The 19411-nt window shown below is 61.4% G+C and carries 19 protein-coding genes; 13 read left to right on the top strand and 6 right to left on the bottom strand.

Annotated features, from left to right (window positions below; genetic code table 11):
- Window positions 1-27: 27 nt before the first annotated feature.
- The 8 genes from JTP94_RS34595 to hemH all read left to right on the top strand — a co-directional run bounded on the left by JTP94_RS34595 (window position 28) and on the right by hemH (window position 8036).
- Window positions 28-1188, top strand: coding sequence for an aminodeoxychorismate synthase component I (locus tag JTP94_RS34595; RefSeq protein ID WP_204854823.1), 1161 nt, complete (start codon window positions 28-30; stop codon window positions 1186-1188).
- Complete coding sequence (locus tag JTP94_RS34600; protein ID WP_204854824.1) at window positions 1173-1814, top strand: aminotransferase class IV family protein; 642 nt, start codon at window positions 1173-1175, stop codon at window positions 1812-1814. The genes JTP94_RS34595 and JTP94_RS34600 overlap by 16 nt, the downstream gene beginning before the upstream one ends.
- Window positions 1815-1817: 3 nt before the next feature.
- Window positions 1818-2102, top strand: coding sequence for a YciI family protein (locus JTP94_RS34605; protein ID WP_204854825.1), 285 nt, complete (start codon window positions 1818-1820; stop codon window positions 2100-2102).
- A gap of 191 nt (window positions 2103-2293) precedes the next feature.
- Window positions 2294-3745, top strand: a complete 1452-nt coding sequence (locus tag JTP94_RS34610; RefSeq protein ID WP_204854826.1) for a homospermidine synthase — start codon at window positions 2294-2296, stop codon at window positions 3743-3745.
- A 181-nt stretch (window positions 3746-3926) separates the two neighbouring features.
- Window positions 3927-4313, top strand: coding sequence for a hypothetical protein (locus JTP94_RS34615; RefSeq protein ID WP_204854827.1), 387 nt, complete (start codon window positions 3927-3929; stop codon window positions 4311-4313).
- A 27-nt stretch (window positions 4314-4340) separates the two neighbouring features.
- Window positions 4341-4664, top strand: a complete 324-nt coding sequence (locus tag JTP94_RS34620; RefSeq protein ID WP_204854828.1) for a hypothetical protein — start codon at window positions 4341-4343, stop codon at window positions 4662-4664.
- Window positions 4665-4811: 147 nt separating this feature from the next.
- Window positions 4812-6914, top strand: coding sequence for a 5'-nucleotidase C-terminal domain-containing protein (locus JTP94_RS34625; RefSeq protein WP_204854829.1), 2103 nt, complete (start codon window positions 4812-4814; stop codon window positions 6912-6914).
- Window positions 6915-7010: 96 nt separating this feature from the next.
- On the top strand, window positions 7011-8036 hold the full coding sequence (gene hemH, locus JTP94_RS34630) for a ferrochelatase (protein WP_204854830.1): 1026 nt from the start codon (window positions 7011-7013) through the stop codon (window positions 8034-8036).
- Window positions 8037-8068: 32 nt separating this feature from the next.
- Here the strand turns inward: hemH and JTP94_RS34635 are convergent, their stop codons facing one another.
- A complete protein-coding gene (locus tag JTP94_RS34635) occupies window positions 8069-8977 on the bottom strand; it encodes a S1C family serine protease (RefSeq protein ID WP_034503486.1) in 909 nt (302 codons plus the stop codon).
- Window positions 8978-9298: 321 nt separating this feature from the next.
- Here JTP94_RS34635 and JTP94_RS34640 point away from each other — a divergent pair, with 321 nt between their 5' ends.
- On the top strand, window positions 9299-10315 hold the full coding sequence (locus JTP94_RS34640) for an SPFH domain-containing protein (RefSeq protein WP_204854831.1): 1017 nt from the start codon (window positions 9299-9301) through the stop codon (window positions 10313-10315).
- 1 nt (window position 10316) lies between these two features.
- Window positions 10317-10775, top strand: coding sequence for an NfeD family protein (locus JTP94_RS34645; RefSeq protein ID WP_204854832.1), 459 nt, complete (start codon window positions 10317-10319; stop codon window positions 10773-10775).
- Here the strand turns inward: JTP94_RS34645 and JTP94_RS34650 are convergent, their stop codons facing one another.
- Window positions 10776-11771 carry an SIS domain-containing protein gene (locus tag JTP94_RS34650; RefSeq protein WP_204854833.1) on the bottom strand — a complete coding sequence of 332 codons (996 nt, stop codon included), beginning with the start codon at window positions 11769-11771 and terminating at the stop codon, window positions 10776-10778.
- Window positions 11772-11967: 196 nt separating this feature from the next.
- Here JTP94_RS34650 and JTP94_RS34655 point away from each other — a divergent pair, with 196 nt between their 5' ends.
- On the top strand, window positions 11968-13509 hold the full coding sequence (locus tag JTP94_RS34655; RefSeq protein WP_204854834.1) for an outer membrane beta-barrel protein: 1542 nt from the start codon (window positions 11968-11970) through the stop codon (window positions 13507-13509).
- Between the two features lie 119 nt (window positions 13510-13628).
- Here the strand turns inward: JTP94_RS34655 and galU are convergent, their stop codons facing one another.
- Window positions 13629-14516 (bottom strand): UTP--glucose-1-phosphate uridylyltransferase GalU, encoded by an 888-nt coding sequence (gene galU / locus JTP94_RS34660; protein ID WP_204854835.1) that lies wholly within the window; start codon window positions 14514-14516, stop codon window positions 13629-13631.
- Between the two features lie 203 nt (window positions 14517-14719).
- Here galU and JTP94_RS34665 point away from each other — a divergent pair, with 203 nt between their 5' ends.
- The gene (locus JTP94_RS34665) at window positions 14720-15943 is read left to right on the top strand and encodes a lytic murein transglycosylase (RefSeq protein ID WP_204854836.1); all 1224 of its coding nucleotides are present in this window, start codon (window positions 14720-14722) and stop codon (window positions 15941-15943) included.
- 82 nt (window positions 15944-16025) lie between these two features.
- Window positions 16026-17216, top strand: coding sequence for a DUF459 domain-containing protein (locus JTP94_RS34670; protein WP_204854837.1), 1191 nt, complete (start codon window positions 16026-16028; stop codon window positions 17214-17216).
- Window positions 17217-17264: 48 nt separating this feature from the next.
- Here the strand turns inward: JTP94_RS34670 and JTP94_RS34675 are convergent, their stop codons facing one another.
- The 3 genes from JTP94_RS34675 to JTP94_RS34685 are packed head-to-tail and all read right to left on the bottom strand — an operon-like array spanning window position 17265 to window position 19408.
- Complete coding sequence (locus JTP94_RS34675) at window positions 17265-18719, bottom strand: glutamate synthase subunit beta (RefSeq protein ID WP_204854886.1); 1455 nt, start codon at window positions 18717-18719, stop codon at window positions 17265-17267.
- 27 nt (window positions 18720-18746) lie between these two features.
- Window positions 18747-19145, bottom strand: coding sequence for a type II toxin-antitoxin system VapC family toxin (locus JTP94_RS34680; RefSeq protein WP_204854838.1), 399 nt, complete (start codon window positions 19143-19145; stop codon window positions 18747-18749).
- Window positions 19145-19408: an antitoxin gene (locus tag JTP94_RS34685; protein WP_246755449.1), complete on the bottom strand. Its 264-nt coding sequence runs from the start codon at window positions 19406-19408 to the stop codon at window positions 19145-19147. Before JTP94_RS34685 ends, JTP94_RS34680 begins: the two co-directional genes overlap by 1 nt.
- Between the last annotated feature and the right edge of the window lie 3 nt (window positions 19409-19411).

Here is a 19411-nt window from a genome sequence, read left to right on the forward strand (position 1 = left end):
TAACGAGAGCCGGATAGAAACCCGCCCATGGCCGAGGCCCGACCTTACGTCCTCTTCAGGGACGACAGCACAGGACAGGTGATGATCTTTGCCGAACCGGCCGAGATCATCACGGCCCGGACGCGCGCTCAGTTCTTCGAGGCGCTGGACAGGATGGAGACGGTCAGGCAACAGGGAAAATGGCTGGCGGGATATATCGCCTATGAAGCCGGCCATCTCTTCGAGGAAAAGCTAGCGCCTTTTGCCGAAGACAACCGCGAAACGCCGCTGCTCTGCTTCGGCGTCTTCGACGCCCCCGCAGCCGGCGATCATCCGCTCGGCCAGCCGACGCAGCGCCTGGAAAACCAGGAGTTTTTGACCGAGCCGAAAGCCGCGTGGGATTTCCCTATATATAAAGAGAGATTCGACAGGCTGCACCGGCATATCCGCCTGGGCGACTGCTATCAGGCGAACCTCACCATGCCGATCCATGCCCGCTGGAACGGCGACGCCAGGGCCGCCTTCTGGTCGCTGATCGAACGACAGCCGGTGAAATACGGCGCGCTCGTCGATCTCGGCGGACCGATCGTCCTGTCGCGCTCGCCGGAGCTTTTCTTCCGGACCGACGAAGAGGGCTGGATCGAAACCCACCCGATGAAAGGTACGGCCAAGCGCGGCGCCGACGCGGCGGAAGATGACGAAATCATTCGCACCATGCTCGCCGACGAAAAGACGCAGGCCGAAAACCGCATGATCGTCGATCTCCTGCGCAACGATATCTCTCGCATCACCAAAGTCGGCACGCTCGATGTGCCCAGGCTCTTCGAAATCGAGACCTATCCGACCGTGCACCAGATGGTCAGCCACGTGCAGGCCCAGCTGCTCCCCGGCATGTCAATCCGCGACATTCTGACGGCGCTCTTCCCTTGCGGCTCGATCACCGGCGCGCCGAAAATGCGGGCGATGGAAATCCTGCACGAGCTCGAGGACGGCCCGCGCGATGCCTATTGCGGCGCCATCGGCATGATCTCGCCGACGGGCGCCATGCGCTTTTCGGTGGCCATCCGCACGATCACGCTTTTCGAAGACGGCCGGGCGGTGTTCAATGTCGGCGGAGGCATCGTCTTCGATTCGACGGCGGAAGCGGAATATGAAGAATGTCTCCTGAAGGCGCGCTTCGCCGTGGGGGACCGATGGATCGACCGCTAGAGGACTTTTCCCTGATCGAGACGCTGCGTTACGAACCGGAAGCCGGTTTCGTCCGCCTGCGCCTGCATCTCGCCCGGCTGCAACGTTCCGCTCGCCGCCTCGGCTTTTCCGCTCCCAAGAGCGTATTGAACAAACTCGAAGATGCCGTTACCGGCGCATCCACGCCCTTGCGGGTCCGGCTGACGCTGGACCGCGAGGGGCATGCGGCGGTAACGACGGCCGCCTTCACGCCGTTGCCGCCCGAAACGATCTGGCGCGTCCGCATCGCCGCAACGCGGCTTGATTCCGCCGACAAGCTGCTGCGCGTCAAGACCACGCGGCGCTCCGTCTATGAGGCCGCACGCGCGGAATATCGACCCGACGAGGCGGACGAGGTGTTGCTGCTGAACGACAAGGACGAGGTTTGCGAGGGTACCATCACCTCCGTCTTCCTCGAGGATGGCCCGGACGTATTGCGCACGCCGCCGATCTCCTCAGGCCTGCTTGCCGGAGTATTGCGCACGGAGCTCATCTGCCAGCGCAAGGCCCGTGTCGGCCGCATCCGGCCCGACGACCTGCAAGACCGCACGCTTTATGTCGGAAACTCCCTGCGCGGCCTGATCCGCGCGCAACTCATATGGAATTGATGCATGTTCATTCTCTCGCTCACCTACCTCAAGGGTAATGACGAAGCCGACACGTACATGGAGCCGCACATGGCCTGGGTGAGAGAGGGATATGCCAAGGGCTGGTTCCTGGCATCCGGCCGCAAGGTGCCGCGCACCGGCGGCGTCGTTTTTGCCTGCGGCGATCGCGCCGAGCTGGAAGCCTATGTGGCCGCCGACCCTTTCACCATCCACGGAATAGCATCCTACGAGGTCCAGGAAATCACCCTCACCACCGTTGTCGACGGATTGGAGGCCCTGAAGGCCTGATCGACCGAAGGCAACAAACTCGTCGCATATGGCGTGTATGGTGCCCTTCTCTTGACTTTGCTCGGCTAACCCCGAACAGCTCTTTATTGTGACATCAAATTATGATTAGAGCCCTTCACCTCGCGTTCTCGCGCAAACTCTGATTGAATTTCATGAACCGAACGGCGTCCTGCCTTTCGAAGGAGACAAGAATGACGGAACAGAACTATCCGGTATATGCCGAAATTACCGGTCCGATCGTGATGATCGGCTTTGGCTCCATCGGCCGCGGCACGCTGCCCCTGATCGAGCGCCACTTCAAATTCGACAAGAGCCGGATGGTCGTCATCGACCCGCGTGAAGAACCAGCCGATATGGAAATCCTGGCGAAGCACGGCGTCCGTCATATCAAGGCGCATGTCACCAAGGACAACTACAAGGAACTTCTCAAGCCGCTTCTGACGGAAGGCGGCGGCCAGGGCTTCTGCGTCAACCTCTCGGTCGATACCGGTTCGCTCGACCTGGTCAAGCTCTGCCGCAAGCTCGACGTGCTCTACATCGACACCGTCGTCGAACCCTGGCTCGGCTTCTATTTCGACAAGAGCCTGAAGAATGCCGACCGCACGAACTACGCGCTGCGCGAAACCATGCGCAAGGAAAAGGCGAAGAACCCGGGCGGCGCGACGGCCGTTTCGACCTGCGGCGCCAATCCGGGCATGGTGTCCTGGTTCGTCAAGCAGGCGCTCGTCAATCTCGCCAAGGATATCGGCTTGAAGTTCGAAGAGCCGGACCAGCATGACCGCGAAGGTTGGGCCAAGCTGATGAAGAAGGTCGGCGTCAAGGGCATCCATATCGCTGAGCGCGACACGCAGCGCACCAAGCATCCGAAGCCGCTCAACGTCTTCTGGAACACCTGGTCGGTCGAAGGCTTCATCTCCGAAGGCTTGCAGCCGGCTGAACTCGGCTGGGGCACCCACGAAGAATGGATGCCGAAGAACGCCAAGACGCACAAGAAGGGCTCCAAGGCCGCCATCTATCTGGAGCAGCCGGGCGCCAACACTCGCGTACGCACCTGGTGCCCGACGCCGGGTCCGCAATATGGCTTCCTCGTCACGCATAACGAATCGATCTCGATCGCCGACTTCTTCACCGTCCGCGACAAGGACGGCGACGTCACCTTCCGCCCGACCTGCCACTATGCCTACCATCCGGCCAACGACGCCGTGCTTTCGCTGCACGAGATGTTCGGCAATGGCGGCACGCCGCAGCCGGTTCATCACGTTCTCGACGAGGACGAACTGGAAGACGGCATCGATGAACTCGGCGTTCTGCTTTATGGCCACGACAAGAACGCCTACTGGTACGGTTCGCGCCTGTCTCTCGAAGAGACCCGCCGTATCGCTCCCTACCAGAACGCGACCGGCCTGCAGGTAACCTCCGCCGTGCTCGCGGGCATGGTTTGGGCGCTCGAAAACCCGACCGCCGGCATCGTCGAAGCCGACGAGATCGACTACAAGCGCTGCCTCGAAGTGCAGCTGCCCTATCTCGGTCCGGTTGAAGGCCACTACACCGACTGGACCCCGCTTGATGGCCGCCCGGGCCTCTTCCCGGAAGACATCGACACCAAGGATCCCTGGCAGTTCAAGAATATCCTGGTTCGCTAACAGAGACAGCGTTCGCAAAACGCAACGCTCGAATGCCCGCACAGGTCGTGCGGGCATTTTTGTTACGCAAGCGGGATAAATCAAGCAGTTGCGTTCTCAAGCCTTGCTTTAACCAAATAGCCGCGCCATCTTTCTCGCAACCAATGCGACATCAGTCCGCCCTTCACCGCGGGAGATATTTATGAAGATCAGAACCGTCCTTGCCCTCGTTGCTGCTTCGGCGGCCTTGTCTGCCTGCGTCGATTTCGGCGGATCGAGACCGCCGCCGATGGCGATGAACACCGGCGCGCAGCCGCGGACGAACTCGGTTGAAGGCAGCTGGGCCGATTCGAACGGTCTGAGTTCGACATTTTCGGCCGGCCGCTTCGAGACGCACACGACTGACGGCACGAACCAGCAGATGGCCTCTGGAACCTACACGACCGACCCCTCCGGCGTCGTCCAGATCAATCTCTATTCGAACATCAAGCGCACCAGCTCCAAGGTGAATTGCTTCATGGCCAACCCCGGTCAACTTAACTGCACCTCCGAGACGGGCGGACACTTCTCCCTCAACCGCCAGGGCTGAACAGGCCCGGCGGACGGATAAGACGCCATGCGCCGTATGATGGTGCTCTATCTGGCTCTCATCGCAGCATTACCCTTCGCCATCCTGGCCGCGATTCTCCCTGTCAACAGCTACCGGGCTCAAGGTATCGAGGCGCTCGATTGCGACGGGCCGATGAGCGTCCTCATCTTCGCGCTCCCCGTCTTGCTGATCTATGGTGCCGGCACGATCCTGCTTTATCGGGTCAGGAGCCGGCGCTTTCACTCCGTTGCGGCGCTCTGCTGCCTGCTTGTCTTTTGCGCTGTCGGCTGGAATGCCGCCACGGCATTGCGGGAAGCCTACGGAGACGCCTCCATCGAGGCATGCGCCTGATCTGAAGGCTCAATCCGTTAATTTGTAAAATCCTAATGAAGCCAACAGCTTTCGCTTGCGCTCGCTCCACGGTGATGAAAACATCGTCGCGGGGGACCGCCGTGGGGCATAGGCGGGCCGGATTGTAATGACGAACAGGAGAGACAGATGAAGCAGCCCTTCGGAGTGGGCCTTTTGGCCGCCGCGGCATTGGCGCTCAGCACCAGCACAGCCTTCGCGGACTATCAGCTCAACATCCTGCACTTCAACGATTTCCATTCGCGCGTGGAGTCGATCAACAAGTTCGATGCGACATGCTCTGCGGCCGAGGAAGCCAAGAACGAGTGCTTCGGCGGGGCAGCGCGGCTGAAGACTGCCATAGACCAGCGCCGCGCAGCACTTGCCGGCCAGAATGTTGTGGTGCTTGATGCCGGCGACAATTTCCAGGGCTCCCTGTTCTATACGACCTACAAGGGTGCGGCCGAAGTCGAATTCCTCAACGATATGAAGATCGACGCCATGACCGTCGGCAATCATGAGTTCGATGACGGTGAAGGCCCACTTGCCGCCTTCCTCGACAAGGCGCAATTCCCCGTCGTCACTGCCAATCTGGTCGTCGACGGCCAGTCGAAGCTCGGCGAGCGCATCAAGAAATCGATCGTCCTCACTATCGGTGGCCAGAAGATCGGCATCGTCGGCGCCGTGACGACGGAAACGCCCGAACTCGCCTCGCCCGGCCCGCATGTGAAGATCACCGACGATGCCGCCGCCATCAGCGCCGAGGTGGACGCACTGAAATCGCAGGGCGTCAACAAGATCATCGCGCTCACGCATGTCGGCTATCCGCGCGACGTCGAGAAGATCGCCAAGATCGCCGGCGTCAGCGTCGTCGTCGGCGGCCACTCGCACACGCTGCTGTCGAATACGGATCCGAAGGCGGCCGGCCCCTATCCGACCATGGTCGACAATCCGGCGGGCTATAAGGTGCCGGTCGTCCAGGCGGCGTCCTACGGCAAATATCTCGGCGATCTCGTCGTCACCTTCGACGACAACGGCGCCGTCAAGGGCGCCAACGGCGATCCGATCCTGCTCGACGCCTCCATCAAGCCCGATCCGGCGATTGCCGCTCGCGTGCTGGAAATGGCGAAACCGATCGAAGAGCTGCGCAAGAAGGTCATCGGCAGCTCACAAGGCCCGATCGAAGGCGCCCGGGAAATCTGCCGCGTTCAGGAATGCTCTATGGGCAATCTTGTCGCCGACGCCATGCTAGACCGTACCAAGGGTCAAGGCATCAGCATCGCCATCCAGAACGGCGGCGGCTTGCGTGCCTCGATCGGCGGCGGCGATGTCAGCATGGGTGACGTACTGACCGTGTTGCCCTTCCAGAACACGGTGGCGACTTTCCAGCTCACCGGCGCGAACGTGAAGGCCGCATTGGAAAACGGCCTCAGCCAGATCGACGACGGCGCCGGCCGCTTCCCGCAGGTAGCAGGCCTCAAATACAGCTTCGACAAGTCGAAGCCGCCGGGCAGCCGGCTGGTCTCCGTCGAAGTACAGGAAGGCACGGAATTCAAGCCGATCGATCCCGAAAAGACCTATGGTGTCGTCAGCAACAATTACATGCGCGCCGGCGGCGACGGCTACACCGTCTTCGCGAAGGATAGCAAGAATGCCTATGACTTCGGTCCCAACCTGGAATCGGTGGTCGCCGACTATCTTGCCGCGCACAACCCTTACAAGCCCTACACGGACGGCCGCATAACTCAGATCGCCGCAGCGCCGGCTGCTGCCCAGCCCGAAGCGGCCAAGCCGGCGGAAACCCCGCAGCAGGCTGCGCCGGAACAAAAGCCTGCGCCGGCACCCACCGATACCGGCGCGGCAGCACCCAGCGCTACGCCGCCGGCCTCCTCGACGCCCGCGACGACAACGCCCGCCGCCACCACGCCGGCGAAGCCCGCGGACACGCCAGCCGCTCCGGCAACCTCGACGCCTGCTGCATCGGCACCTGCGACGGAAGCCCCGGCAACGTCAGCACCGGTGACAACGGCTCTCGCAACCGCCGCGCCAGCGACCGCCGCGCCGGCAGCCGAGGCCAGCGAAAAGCCGAAGACCCCGGCAACCCACGTCATCGTCGCCGGCGACACGCTCTGGGATCTCGCCAAGACCTACTACGGCAACGCCAACCAATGGCACAAGCTTGTGGCGGCCAACCGCAATCTCAAGCCGCACCATCTCCCGGTCGGCGAAAAGTTGAGGATTCCGGCCAAGTAAGACGATTTGTCTCGCGGAACTCAGCCGGTCCGGGCTTTCCTGGGCCGGCTTTTGTTCCTAAGTGAAGAGCTTCGTTTTGCTCAGAGGACATGATTGATGACAGCAGAAGTCGCCACCGGCCAAACACAACAAAAATCCGGCAAGATCGGCGTCCTCCTCGTCAACCTCGGCACCCCTGACGGAACCGACTACACGTCGATGCGGCGATACCTGCGCGAATTCCTCAGCGACAAGCGCGTCATCGAATGGTCGCGCTGGAAATGGTACCCGATCCTCTTCGGCATCGTCCTCAACACCCGGCCGCAGAAGGTCGGCAAGGCCTATGAGACGATCTGGAACAAGGAGAAGAACGAGAGTTTCCTGCGCACCTATACCCGCAACCAGTCGGACCTGATGGCTACGCGCCTGGCGGATCTGCCTGATGTCATCGTCGATTGGGCGATGCGATACGGCACGCCGTCGATCGGCGAACGCATCCAGGCACTGCAGGACCGCGGCTGCGACCGCATCGTGCTCTTTCCGCTCTATCCGCAATATGCGGCGGCAACGACCGCGACAGTCAACGACAAGGCTTTCGAGAAACTGGTGAAGATGCGCTGGCAGCCGGCCTTGCGCACTGTACCCGACTATCACACCGATCCGACCTATATCGAGGCTCTCGCCAGTTCCATCACCGGGCATCTGGCCACGCTCGACTGGCAGCCGGAAAAGATCCTGGCCTCCTTCCACGGCATCCCGCTTTCCTATTCGCAGAAGGGTGACCCTTATTACGGCCAATGCATCGAGACCGGCCGCCTGCTGCGCGAAAAGCTCGGGCTGTCAGAGGATCAGTTGATAGTCACCTTCCAGTCCCGTTTCGGCCCGGAGGAATGGCTGCAGCCCTACACCGACAAGACGGTTGAACAGCTTGCCAAGGACGGCACCAAGCGCATCGCCGTGCTGAACCCGGGCTTCGTCTCGGACTGCCTGGAAACGCTGGAAGAGATCGCCGAACAGGCGGCCGAATCCTTCCATCACAATGGCGGCGATAAGTTCACGCACATCCCCTGCCTCAACGACAGCGAGGACGGCATGAGAGTACTGGAGAAGGTCGTGCGGCGGGAACTGCTCGGCTGGGTCTGACCGATCGCCGGGATGATCCCGGCGATGAAACTCTATTGCAGCTGCGGCTTCTTGAGAAAGCTTCCGCGGTCGGCGGATTTGATGCGCAACCAGGCCTCTCGGCCGTTGCGCAGCACCCGCATCGGGATCTCGGCGCCAGCAGGCCCGCTCTCCCATATCTTCCGATAGAAATCGGCCAGCCCATCCACTTCCGCGTCGCGGATCTCCGAGATGACGTCGCCGCGGCGCAATCCCGCCTGAGCAGCCGGACCGCCTTCGGTCACGCTCATGACAACGACCTCGCCATTGCTTTCGGCCGAGAAAGCACCAAGCCAGGGCCTCGGCGGTTTGTTGACATGCCCGCGCTTGATCAGATCGTCCAGAATGGGCAGCAGCAGGTTGATCGGCACGACCATGTTGATATCAGCGCCCTCGCCATTCTGGGTCGCCATCTGCAGATGCAGCGAACCGACACCCAGAAGCTTGCCATCCTCGTCCACCAGCGCGGCGCCGCCCCATGACGGATGTGCCGGCGCGATGAAGATCGCCTCGTCGAGCAGATACTCCCAGTAACCCGCGAACTCCTGCTTGGCGACAATCTTCGCCTCGACGAACTGGCCGATGCCGTCGGCGATCACGACCGGATCGCCGATCTCGGCCTTCTCGGCATCACCGAATTCCAGTGCGGGCACGTCGAGCGGGCCAAGCGCCTGCACCAGGCCAAATCCCGTTTCCTGATCGTAGGCAAGCGCGTGTGCCGGCACCACCCGACCGCTATTCGTCGTCAGCCAGACTTCTTCGGCCTCCGTGATGAGGTAACCGATCGTCAACACCAGCCCGTTCCCGCGGATAACAACGCCGTTGCCTTCCCTGCGGGTGCCGAGCGTCGTCGCCGTGAAAGCGTCTTCCGGAATTGAGGCATGCACGGCCACGACCGACCGTAAGGTCCTATCGATATTCATAGCTTCACCCTGATGATGCGCAAAGGTTGGGGCCGAAAGGCTGTGTGGCAGCGGAGCCGGAGATCTCCCTACTAAAGTATGAATATCAACCGTCGGAAGCAAGACCCGGATCGCGATTGATTGATAGGGCGAAAGCAATCACAGGGACACCGGATCGTGTAGCTGGGCGACCCATTCCTCCCTTGCCGAGAACATGCTAACCCACCACATCTGATTGAGTTGCCGTGATGCGTTTTCGACCAGACGTGCCGAGATGAAGCAGCAGCGCTTTAGGTGACGCGAGAGGCCCGCATTCCGCTGGCGCGTCCATGGAGGAATTCAATGGTAGTCGGTGGTTTCAGCATCTTCGTGGTTGCCCTGGTGGTCTTGGTCATCCTGGTGCTGTTTGCGGGGATCAAGACGGTGCCGCAGGGCTATCGTTACACGGTCCAGCGCTTCGGCCGCTACATCCGTACGTTGGAGCCGGGCCTCAACCTGATCGTGCCCTTCATCGAAACGATCGGCGTGCGGATGAACGTGATGGAGCAGGTATTGGCCGTGCCGACGCAGGAGGTCATCACCAAGGACAACGCCAGCGTCTCCGCCGATGCGGTCGCCTTCTTCCAGGTGCTGAACGTGGCTCAGGCCGCCTATCAGATCACCAATCTCGAAAGCGCGATCCTCAACCTCACCAAGACCAATATCCGTTCGGTCATGGGTTCGATGGACCTGGATGAACTACTGTCCAATCGTGACGTCATCAACGAGCGTCTGCTGCGTGTCGTCGATGAGGCGGTCGAGCCCTGGGGCATCAAGGTTACGCGCGTCGAAATCAAGGACATCCAGCCGCCGAAGGACCTGGTTGACGCCATGGGCCGACAGATGAAGGCCGAGCGTGAAAAGCGCGCTCAGATTCTCGAAGCAGAAGGGCTCCGTGCCGCGCAGATCCTGCGCGCGGAGGGCGCAAAGCAGTCGGCAGTGCTGCAGGCGGAAGGCCAGCGCGAGGCGGCATTCCGCAACGCTGAAGCCCGCGAGCGTCTCGCAGAGGCCGAAGCCACAGCCACCCGCATGGTTTCCGTGGCGATCGCCGAAGGCAATGTGCAGGCCATCAACTACTTCGTCGCGCAAAAATACACCGAAGCCCTGACGGCAATCGGCTCTGCCAGCAATTCGAAGATCGTGCTGATGCCGATGGAGGCCAGCTCACTCATCGGTTCGCTCGGCGGCATCGGCGCCATTGCCCGCGAGGTCTTTGGCGACAATGGCGACGGCAATGGCGCACCGCAGCCTTCACGGTCGCGCTCGGGCGCAGTTCGCACCACGCCTTCGGTCAATCCGCTGACGCCCAGGGAGAGCTGAGATGTTCGACAATCTCGTCGTGGAGCTCGGCCCCTGGAGCTGGTGGTTGCTGGGATTGGTACTGCTCGCCGCCGAGTTGGTATTGCCGGGCTTCTTCCTCGTCTGGGTCGGTCTGGCCGGCATCATCGTCGGGGCACTCTCGCTGCTTTTCTGGGATAACGCCTTCTGGGTCTGGCAAGTGCAGTGGCTGGTCTTTGCGGCTGTTGCCGTGATTGTCGCCCTGCTCGGGCGCCGCTATTTCTACAACAACAACCAGGTCACGGACGAGCCCTTCCTGAACCAGCGCGGCGCAAGCCTTGTCGGGCGTACGGCAACGCTCGGCGAGCCCATAGCCGAGGGCCGCGGCCGCATCCGCCTCAACGACACCTATTGGACAGTCAGGGGGCCTGATTTACCGGTTGGCACACGTGTCATTATCGTCGCCAGCAACGGTCGCGAGCTTACGGTCGAACCGGTCTGATCAGGCAACCCCGATCCGCAACAGATCGTGGAAATGGACGATGCCGACCGGGCGGCGCGCATCGTCGATGACGATCAGCGCCGAGATGTTGTGGCGATTGAGCACGGCCATCGCGCTGGTCGCCAGAGTCGTTTCCTTGACCGTCTTCGGATTGCGCGTCATCACCTCGTCCACCAGCATCTCCGCGAGGCTGGAACCGAGATTGCGGGCAATATCGCCGTCGGTGACGATACCGCAGAGGCAGCCGTCATCATCGACGACGCCGACGCAGCCGAAGCGCATTTTCGCCAGCGTCGTGACAGCTTCCCGCATACCGGTGCCAAGCTTGACGAGAGGCACGCTATCGCCCTTGTGCATGATATCGGCAACATGTGAAAGGCTGGCACCCAGCTTTCCGCCGGGATGGAATGTGCGAAAATCCTCGGCGGTGAAGCCGCGTGCCTCCAGCAGCGCCACGGTGAGCGCATCGCCGATGGCGAGCTGCAGCAGCGTCGATGTCGTCGGCGCCAGCCCGTGCGGGCAGGCTTCCTGCTCCTTGGGCAGCAGCAGAACAACGTCCGACTCGCGCGCCAACGTCGAGGTCTCGCCTGCGGTAATGGCAATCATCGGGATCGAGAAGCGCCGTGAATAGGCGATGATACCGCGCAGCTCGGCGCTCTCGCCGCCCCAGGACATGGCGACGATGACGTCATCATGCGTGATCATGCCGAGATCGCCGTGATTGGCCTCGACCGGATGCACGAAAAAGGCCGGAGTTCCCGTGGAAGCGAGGCTGGCGGCGAGCTTGTTGCCGATATGGCCGCTCTTGCCGACACCGGTGATGATCACACGGCCGCGGATATCGCCGATGATCTCGACCGCTCGGCTGAAAGGACCGGCCAAACCATCGGCAAGTGCACGTTCCAGCGCCTCGAGACCCCGTCTCTCGGTCTCGATCGTTCGCATCGCGGATTCGATCGCACCGTTCTCGATGAGTCTTACAGCTCTCTTATTCATGAGGGAGGCCTAACGCTTTTCTGTAAATCTGTCCACTGAAGATCGACTTATGCCACCGCGACCAGCAGGCCGGCGGCCTCAACAATATTACCGGCGGCATGCTCTCCACGGCCCTTTAGCAACCAAGCGTTAACCACGCAGCTTTACACTTGGGTAAGGATTTAAGGCATTTCCAGTAAGGTCAGATATAGGCAAAATGGGCATCGGCAAGAACAAGGCGGGTAATAGCACCCTCCGGCTGACGGCATGGGCGACATCCGCCCTGCTCGGCTGGAGCGTCGCATTCGCCGTGCCGATGTCGGCGAACGCGCAATCGCTGTCCCCAGGCCAAAATCCCGACGACACCCAGACAATCTCATCGGGCTCATCGGGCACGGACACGACAACGACGTCACCGACCGACCCGACGGCCGCATCCTCGAGCAATACACAACCGACGACATCTACGAATCAGGCGTCCACCAATGCCGATGCGCCGCCCAACCTGCGCCTTCGCCTCGATAGCGTCGATCCGACCACGACGGGCTCCACGCTCGACACCGATCTGCGCCGCGTCAACCTGCCCGAGACCAGCGTCGACGGGCTGAGGGCACGCCAGCATCCGGATCGCGAGGATGCGCAGGGCATACCGCTCGGCACATTCACCCTGCGCCCTTCCGTCAACCAGTCGATCAATATCGAGCAAGACCGCACCGGCTCCACCAAGGACGACCGCACCTTCCTGCAGACGGACCTGCGCAGCACGCTGACATCGGATTGGGACCGGCATGCGCTGACCATAACAGGCGAAGGCGTCTGGCAGAGAAACATCAGCGGCACGGGCGAGGAAAAGCCGACGATCAACCTCAATGCCGACCTGCGCCTCGATCTTCCCGCCGATACCACTGCCCACATCACCGCCGGCTACCAGTTCTACCGTGAGGACACCAGCGATCCGAACGCTATTGCGGGCGCCACGAAACAGTCGGCCGTCAACCAGTTCACCACGGGACTGTCGCTGGAGCGCGACTTCGGCCTGCTGCGCGGCACGACTGCCGTGGAACTGACGCGCACCGTCTATTCCGATGCCGTGCTCTCGGATGGAACCCAGGTGACGCTCAGCGACCGCGACCAGACCGCCGGCACATGGCGCGGACGCATCGGCTACGAGCTGTCGCCGGCCATCATCCCCTTCGTCGAAGCCGATCTCGGCCGCGCGGTCTACGACCAGACGCGCGACAGCAGCGGATATGCCCGCTCGAACCAGAGTTACGGCGGCAAGGCCGGTGTCGAGCTCGATCTCGGCGATAAGATGAAGGGCGAGCTCGGCTTCGGCTATCAGCACACGCAATTCGACGATTCGCGCCTCGCCTCGATCGATTCGCCGACGATCGACGGTAATTTCGCCTGGTCGCCGCAGCGCGGCACCGATGTCAGCGTCGGTCTTTCGACCACGGTCCAGCCCTCCACCACAGCTGGCGAAAGCGGCTACACCGCCTATCAGATCACCAGCACCCTGAGCCACCAGCTGCGTGACGATCTCACCGCCAAGCTGACGGGCGGAACGATCTGGCGTGACTATCCGTCCATCAGCTCCTTTGCCGACGAGACCGAATATGACGCGGCATTCGGCCTTACATGGGGGATCAACCGTTACCTCGATCTGACCAGCAATGTCGGCTACCAGCTGACCTCGCGAAAGACCGGCGACGACACGCGCCAGCTGCAGGCCGGCGTCGGATTGACGGTGAAGCGCTGATCACCACTTGAACCGTTCGTCGCAGCGCGACTCGCGTTCGATCCCGTCCCATCAGCCGAAATGAAATGAGGCCCGGCATATGCCGAGCCTCATATTTGTCATCCTGGCAACTTCGAGACCTATTTCAGGGCAGCGATCAGCGCCTTCAGCTCATCCTCGATGGTCGGGCGGATATCCGCGCGCGCAAGCGCGAAGGCGACGTTGGCCAGGATGAAGCCATCCTTTGCGCCACAGTCGAATGTCTGGCCCTGGAAGTGATAACCGGCGAAATCCTGCTTCTGTGCCAGCTTCAGCATACCGTCCGTCAGCTGGATTTCATTGCCGGCGCCACGCTCCTGGCTTTCCAGGATTTGGAAGATTTCCGGCTGCAGGATATAGCGGCCGTTGATGAAGAAGTTGGACGGGGCCGTGCCCTTGGCTGGCTTTTCCACCATTTCGGTGATGCGGAAACCGTTGCCGATCGTTTCTCCGACGCCGACGATACCGTATTTGTGCGTCTGATCCGGCGCACATTCCTCGACAGCGATGACATTGCCGCCGCTGGTTTCGTAAAGCTCGATCATGCCCTTCATGCAGCCCTTTTCGGCCCGCATGACCATGTCGGGCAGCAGCAGCGCGAAGGGCTCGTCGCCGACGATCTCGCGGGCGCACCAGACCGCGTGGCCGAGGCCGAGCGGCTCCTGCTGACGCGTGAAGCTGGCCGTGCCGGCTTTCGGCAGCAAGCCGTTCAGCAACGACAACTCGGCATTCTTGTTGCGTTGGCGCAGCGTATGCTCAAGCTCGAACTGAATGTCGAAGTAATCCTCGATCACGTGCTTGCTGCGGCCGGTGACGAACACGAAATGCTCGATCCCGGCTTCCATCGCCTCGTCGACGACGTACTGGATCACCGGCTTGTCGACGACGGTGAGCATTTCCTTCGGCACCGACTTGGTCGCCGGCAAGAACCGCGTCCCCAGTCCGGCCACCGGAAATACTGCCTTACGCACCTTTTTATGCTGTCCCACTCATACCTCCTGGGCATTAACTAGCCTGGCGCCAAGCCATTCTGAGGGTCAGTAGAATAAATTTGCTACTGTTTTGCAAATAATGACTGACCCCGGCTTCCATGGTAAAGAATTTGTTGACTTCGTTCTTCTAGTGTCACGCTTGGATGAACGCTAAGAGCTTCGCCGCACCGAAATCCAACGATCGATGGACAAGGCTGTAGATGACCCCTAACCGCAAAAACTCCCTTCGTGGTCTCGTTCTAGCGCTCGCGCTCGCTGCCTTCGCGGGACTTGCTCCCGTTAACGCCAATGCTGACCCAGGGTTCCAAAAATGGATCGCGGGCTTCTACACGACCGCCGCAAAGAGCGGCATTACACAATCGACCTATCGCGATGCATTCGCCGGCGTGACGGACCCCGACCCCACGGTCCTTGAAAAAGCGCAGTACCAACCGGAATTCAAGTCCCAAATCTGGGATTACCTCGACTCCCGTGTCAATCCCTATACCGTGGATATTGGCCGGAAGATGGCGGTTAAATATGCGTCCACGCTTCGCTCGCTCGAGCAGCGCTTCGGCGTGGATCGAAATATCATGCTCGCCATCTGGTCGATGGAGTCGAACTACGGCGCAGTTCTCGCCAAGAACGATCGGCTGCATTACGTGCCCCGCGCGCTGGCGACGCTCGCTTATGCCGATCCGAAGCGCGCCAACTATGCCAAGAAGCAGCTCATCGCAGCGCTGAAGATCCTTCAGAAGGGTGACGTGTCGCGCAAGGAGCTGAACGGCTCCTGGGCCGGCGCCATGGGCCATACCCAGTTCATCCCCACCAGCTATCTGCTCTATGCCGTTGATGCCGACGGCAGCGGTCATGCGGACATTTGGAATTCCATTCCGGATGCGCTGGCAACGACGGCCAACCTGCTTGCGAAGAACGGCTGGGAAACTGGCCGTACATGGGGCTACGAAGTGGTCGTGCCGCCGGGCGGCGGCGCACAGGCCGGCAAGACTCACACGCTCGCACAATGGGCGGCTCTCGGCTTCGTCCGCCCCAATGGCAAGGGCTTCCGCCTGACCTCCGATCGCGCACAGCTGAAGATGCCCGGCGGACCGGATGGCCCGGGCTTCCTGATGAGCGGCAACTTCTTCACCATCAAGCGCTACAACGCATCCGACAGCTATGCTGTGGCCGTCGGCCTGCTCGCCGATCAGCTCGCCGGCTATGGCGGCATGCAGCAAACCTGGCCGCGCCCCAGCGGTGCGCTGGACGTGCAGCAGAAATTCGAGCTGCAGACGCGGCTGAAGCAGCTCGGCTATTATGACGGCGTCGTCGACGGCAATTTCGGCTCCGGCTCGAAGGCTGCCATCGCCGCGGTTCAGCAGCGCATCGGCATGGATGCGGATGGCGAACCGTCCATGAACCTGCTGAACGCGTTGCGCAAGTAGGGGCCGCCATCAATCGAATCCGGGATCGCTGGACCAGGGAGCCACTCTCATGCGACCATGGGCCGTGAGCGGAAAAGTAGCTATGACAGAACGACCTGCCCGCGCGACCACGGCAGCCTTAAGGGTCATTCTCACGGCGCTCCTTGCCGCCATCATCGCACTTGGCTGCCTATCGACGGCGGCGGAGGCGCAGGAACGGTCACGCAGAAACTTGTTCGACATGCTGTTCGGCACCCGCGAGCCGGATTATCCCGACCAGCCCATCGACCAGCCACCGCCAAGACGAAAGGTTCAGCCGCGCAAACGGCCGACACCGCCGCCGCGCGAGCCGGTGGTCCAGCCGGAGACACCACCTCCGGCGGAAAAGCTGCCGGATGCCAAAACCATCCTCGTCGTCGGCGACTTTATGGCAAGCGGTCTGGGCACGGGGCTGGAGGATGCCTTTTCCACTTCCCCCGGCGTCATCATCCAGACGCGCGGCAATGTCGCCTCTGGCCTCGTGCGGCAGGACTACTACAACTGGCCGCAGCAATTGACCGGGATGATGGACCAGCTGAAGCCGGCCATTGTCATCGTCATGCTCGGCGCCAATGACCGCCAGCAGATCATCGGCGACGGGCTCAACGAAAAATACGGCACGGACCCGTGGTTCCTCGCCTATGAAGAGCGCGTACAGCAATTTGCCAAGCTGGTGACGAGCCGCCACATTCCGCTGCTCTGGGTCGGTCTGCCCTCCTTCGGCTCGGACCAGCTGACGGCGAGCGCTGTCAAGCTCAACCAGCTCTATCAGAGCCAGGCGACAAGCGTCGGCGGAGAGTTCATCGACATCTGGGACGGCTTTACCGACCAGAACGGCGAGTTCATCGTCACCGGTTCCGATATCAACGGCCAGCAGGTGCGGCTTAGAACCGCTGACGGTGTCAATTTGACCGCAGCGGGCAAGCGCAAGGTCGCCTTCTATGTGGAGAAATCGGCACGCCGGCTGCTGGGCGATCAGGCAAGCCCCGACATCACCCGCCTCGATACCGGCAATCCGCTGCCGGCGCAGCAAGCCAACCTGCCTCCGACGGAGATGGAGAAAATCACCCGCATCCCGCCGATGAGCCTTTCCGACCCAGACCTCGACGGCGGCGCGCAGCTCCTGGGCGGCACGCCCGCACCAGCTTCCACGACACCATCGCCGCGAGACCTTCTGGTCGACAAAGGCCAGATGGCGCCGGCGCCGGCAGGCCGCGTGGATGATTATCGGCTGCCGGACGCGGCGACTCCGTGAAGATCCTCGGCCGCCTTCACTTGGCTGCCTGAAGATCGTCGGCGAGACTTACCGCGGCAGAACCGTCGAGCCCATCAGGGCCTCATCGATCGCGCGGGCTGCCTGGCGGCCCTCGCGGATCGCCCAGACCACCAGCGACTGGCCGCGACGAACATCGCCGGCGGTCCAGAACTTGTCGACAGAGGTCTTGTAGTCCTTGTCGTCGGCAACGACGTTGGTCGAACCGCGCTTGTCGGTGTTCAGCGTCAACTGGCCATCGAGTTCCTTGAGCACGCCGTCGGTGAACGGGCCACGGAAGCCGATGGCGATAAAGGCAAGATCGGCACGGATGACGAACTCCGTCCCGGCGATCGGCTTGCGGCGCTCATCCACTTCGCAGCACTTGACGCCGGTCAGCACGCCATCTTCGCCAACGAATTCCAGCGTCGCGACCTGGAATTCGCGAACGGCGCCTTCGGCTTGCGAGGACGAGGTGCGCATCTTCGTCGCCCAGAAGGGCCAAACGGCGAGCTTGTCTTCCTTTTCCGGCGGCTGCGGGCGAATGTCGAGCTGGGTGACCTTGACAGCACCCTGGCGGAATGCGGTGCCGACGCAGTCGGACGCGGTGTCACCACCGCCGACAACGACGATATGCTTGCCGCCGGCAAGGATCGGATCGGCAGGCCAGCCGACGCTGTCGATGTTTTCGCGGCCGACGCGGCGGTTCTGCTGCACGAGGTAGGGCATGGCATCATGCACGCCGGCAAGCTCGACGCCAGGAATGCCGGCCTCGCGCGGGGTTTCCGAGCCGCCGCAATAGAGCACGGCATCATGGTCGGCCAGAAGCTGCTCGACATTGACGTCGACGCCGACATTGACGCCGCAATGGAAGGTGACACCTTCGCCCTTCATCTGCTCGACGCGGCGATCGATGAAGTTCTTCTCCATCTTGAAGTCCGGGATGCCGTAACGCAGCAGACCGCCGGGCTTCGACTCACGCTCATAGAGGTGAACGTCGTGGCCGGCGCGGCCGAGCTGCTGGGCGGCGGCCATGCCGGCGGGGCCGGAGCCGATGACAGCGACCTTCTTGCCGGTATGCACAGTCGCCGGCTGCGGGCGGATGAAGCCGAGCTCATAGGCCTTGTCGGCAATCGCCTGTTCGACGGTCTTGATGGCAACCGGCGCATCTTCCAGGTTCAGCGTGCACGCTTCCTCGCAAGGGGCGGGGCAGACGCGGCCGGTGAACTCCGGGAAGTTGTTGGTCGAATGCAGGTTACGGATCGCCTCTTCCCAATTGTTGTTGTAGACGAGGTCGTTCCAATCCGGAATCTGGTTGTGAACCGGGCAGCCGGTCGGGCCGTGGCAATAAGGAATGCCACAGTCCATGCAGCGAGCTGCCTGTTTCTGCACTTCCGGGTCCGACATGGGGATCGTGAATTCACGGAAATGCCGGATACGATCAGACGCCGGCTGATACTTGCCGACCTGCCGGTCGATTTCCAGGAAGCCTGTTACCTTGCCCATGCTTTCGTCCCTATTCATCAAACGCTGCTAACGCAGCCAGTTTTCTACCTTCAATCCCGGCACGCGGGAGAATTCATCCTCGTTGTCCGTCACCAGCACCGCATCCAGCGCCAAAGCGTGGGCAGCGATCCAAAGATCGTTCGGACCAATCGGTGTACCTTTCTTTTTCAAATCCGCCCGCAACCATCCGTAATGGCGATAAACCGAATTCTCCAAAGGCATCACGCTGATGGCCTGCAAGATCGCCTCCATATTCAGGCGCAGCCTTTCAGACCCTTTCCATTCCAAACCAAACTCAACCTCGCCGGCAACAATGACGCTCGTCATGACATCATCGGCGCCAAGCTCCGCAATCTTTCGACTGACTTGACCATGCGGGTCACTGGAAAGACGCGAAAGCGTATTTGTGTCGAGCAGATAAGGCATTAGAAATTCACATCTTTCAACGGCGGCAAATCGTCGTCGTTGATCTCAGGCATCCAATCTTGTGGCGATAACGGCTCCAGCTCCGATAAAACCTCCAGCAAAGTTTTGCGTTTCACTGGATGAACAATCAGATCTCCGTCTTCGCTCATACGAATCTCAACCTGGTCCGCATCGAATTCGAATTCCTTCGGAATTCTGATTGCCCGGCTGCGGCCATTGTTGAAAACCTGAGCAATCTTGATGACCTGTGAATGCTCGTTCATAGG

Origin of the sequence: Martinezella lusitana, from assembly GCF_016901135.1 — a bacterium.
GTDB classification, from domain to species: Bacteria; Pseudomonadota; Alphaproteobacteria; order Rhizobiales; family Rhizobiaceae; genus Rhizobium; species Rhizobium lusitanum_D.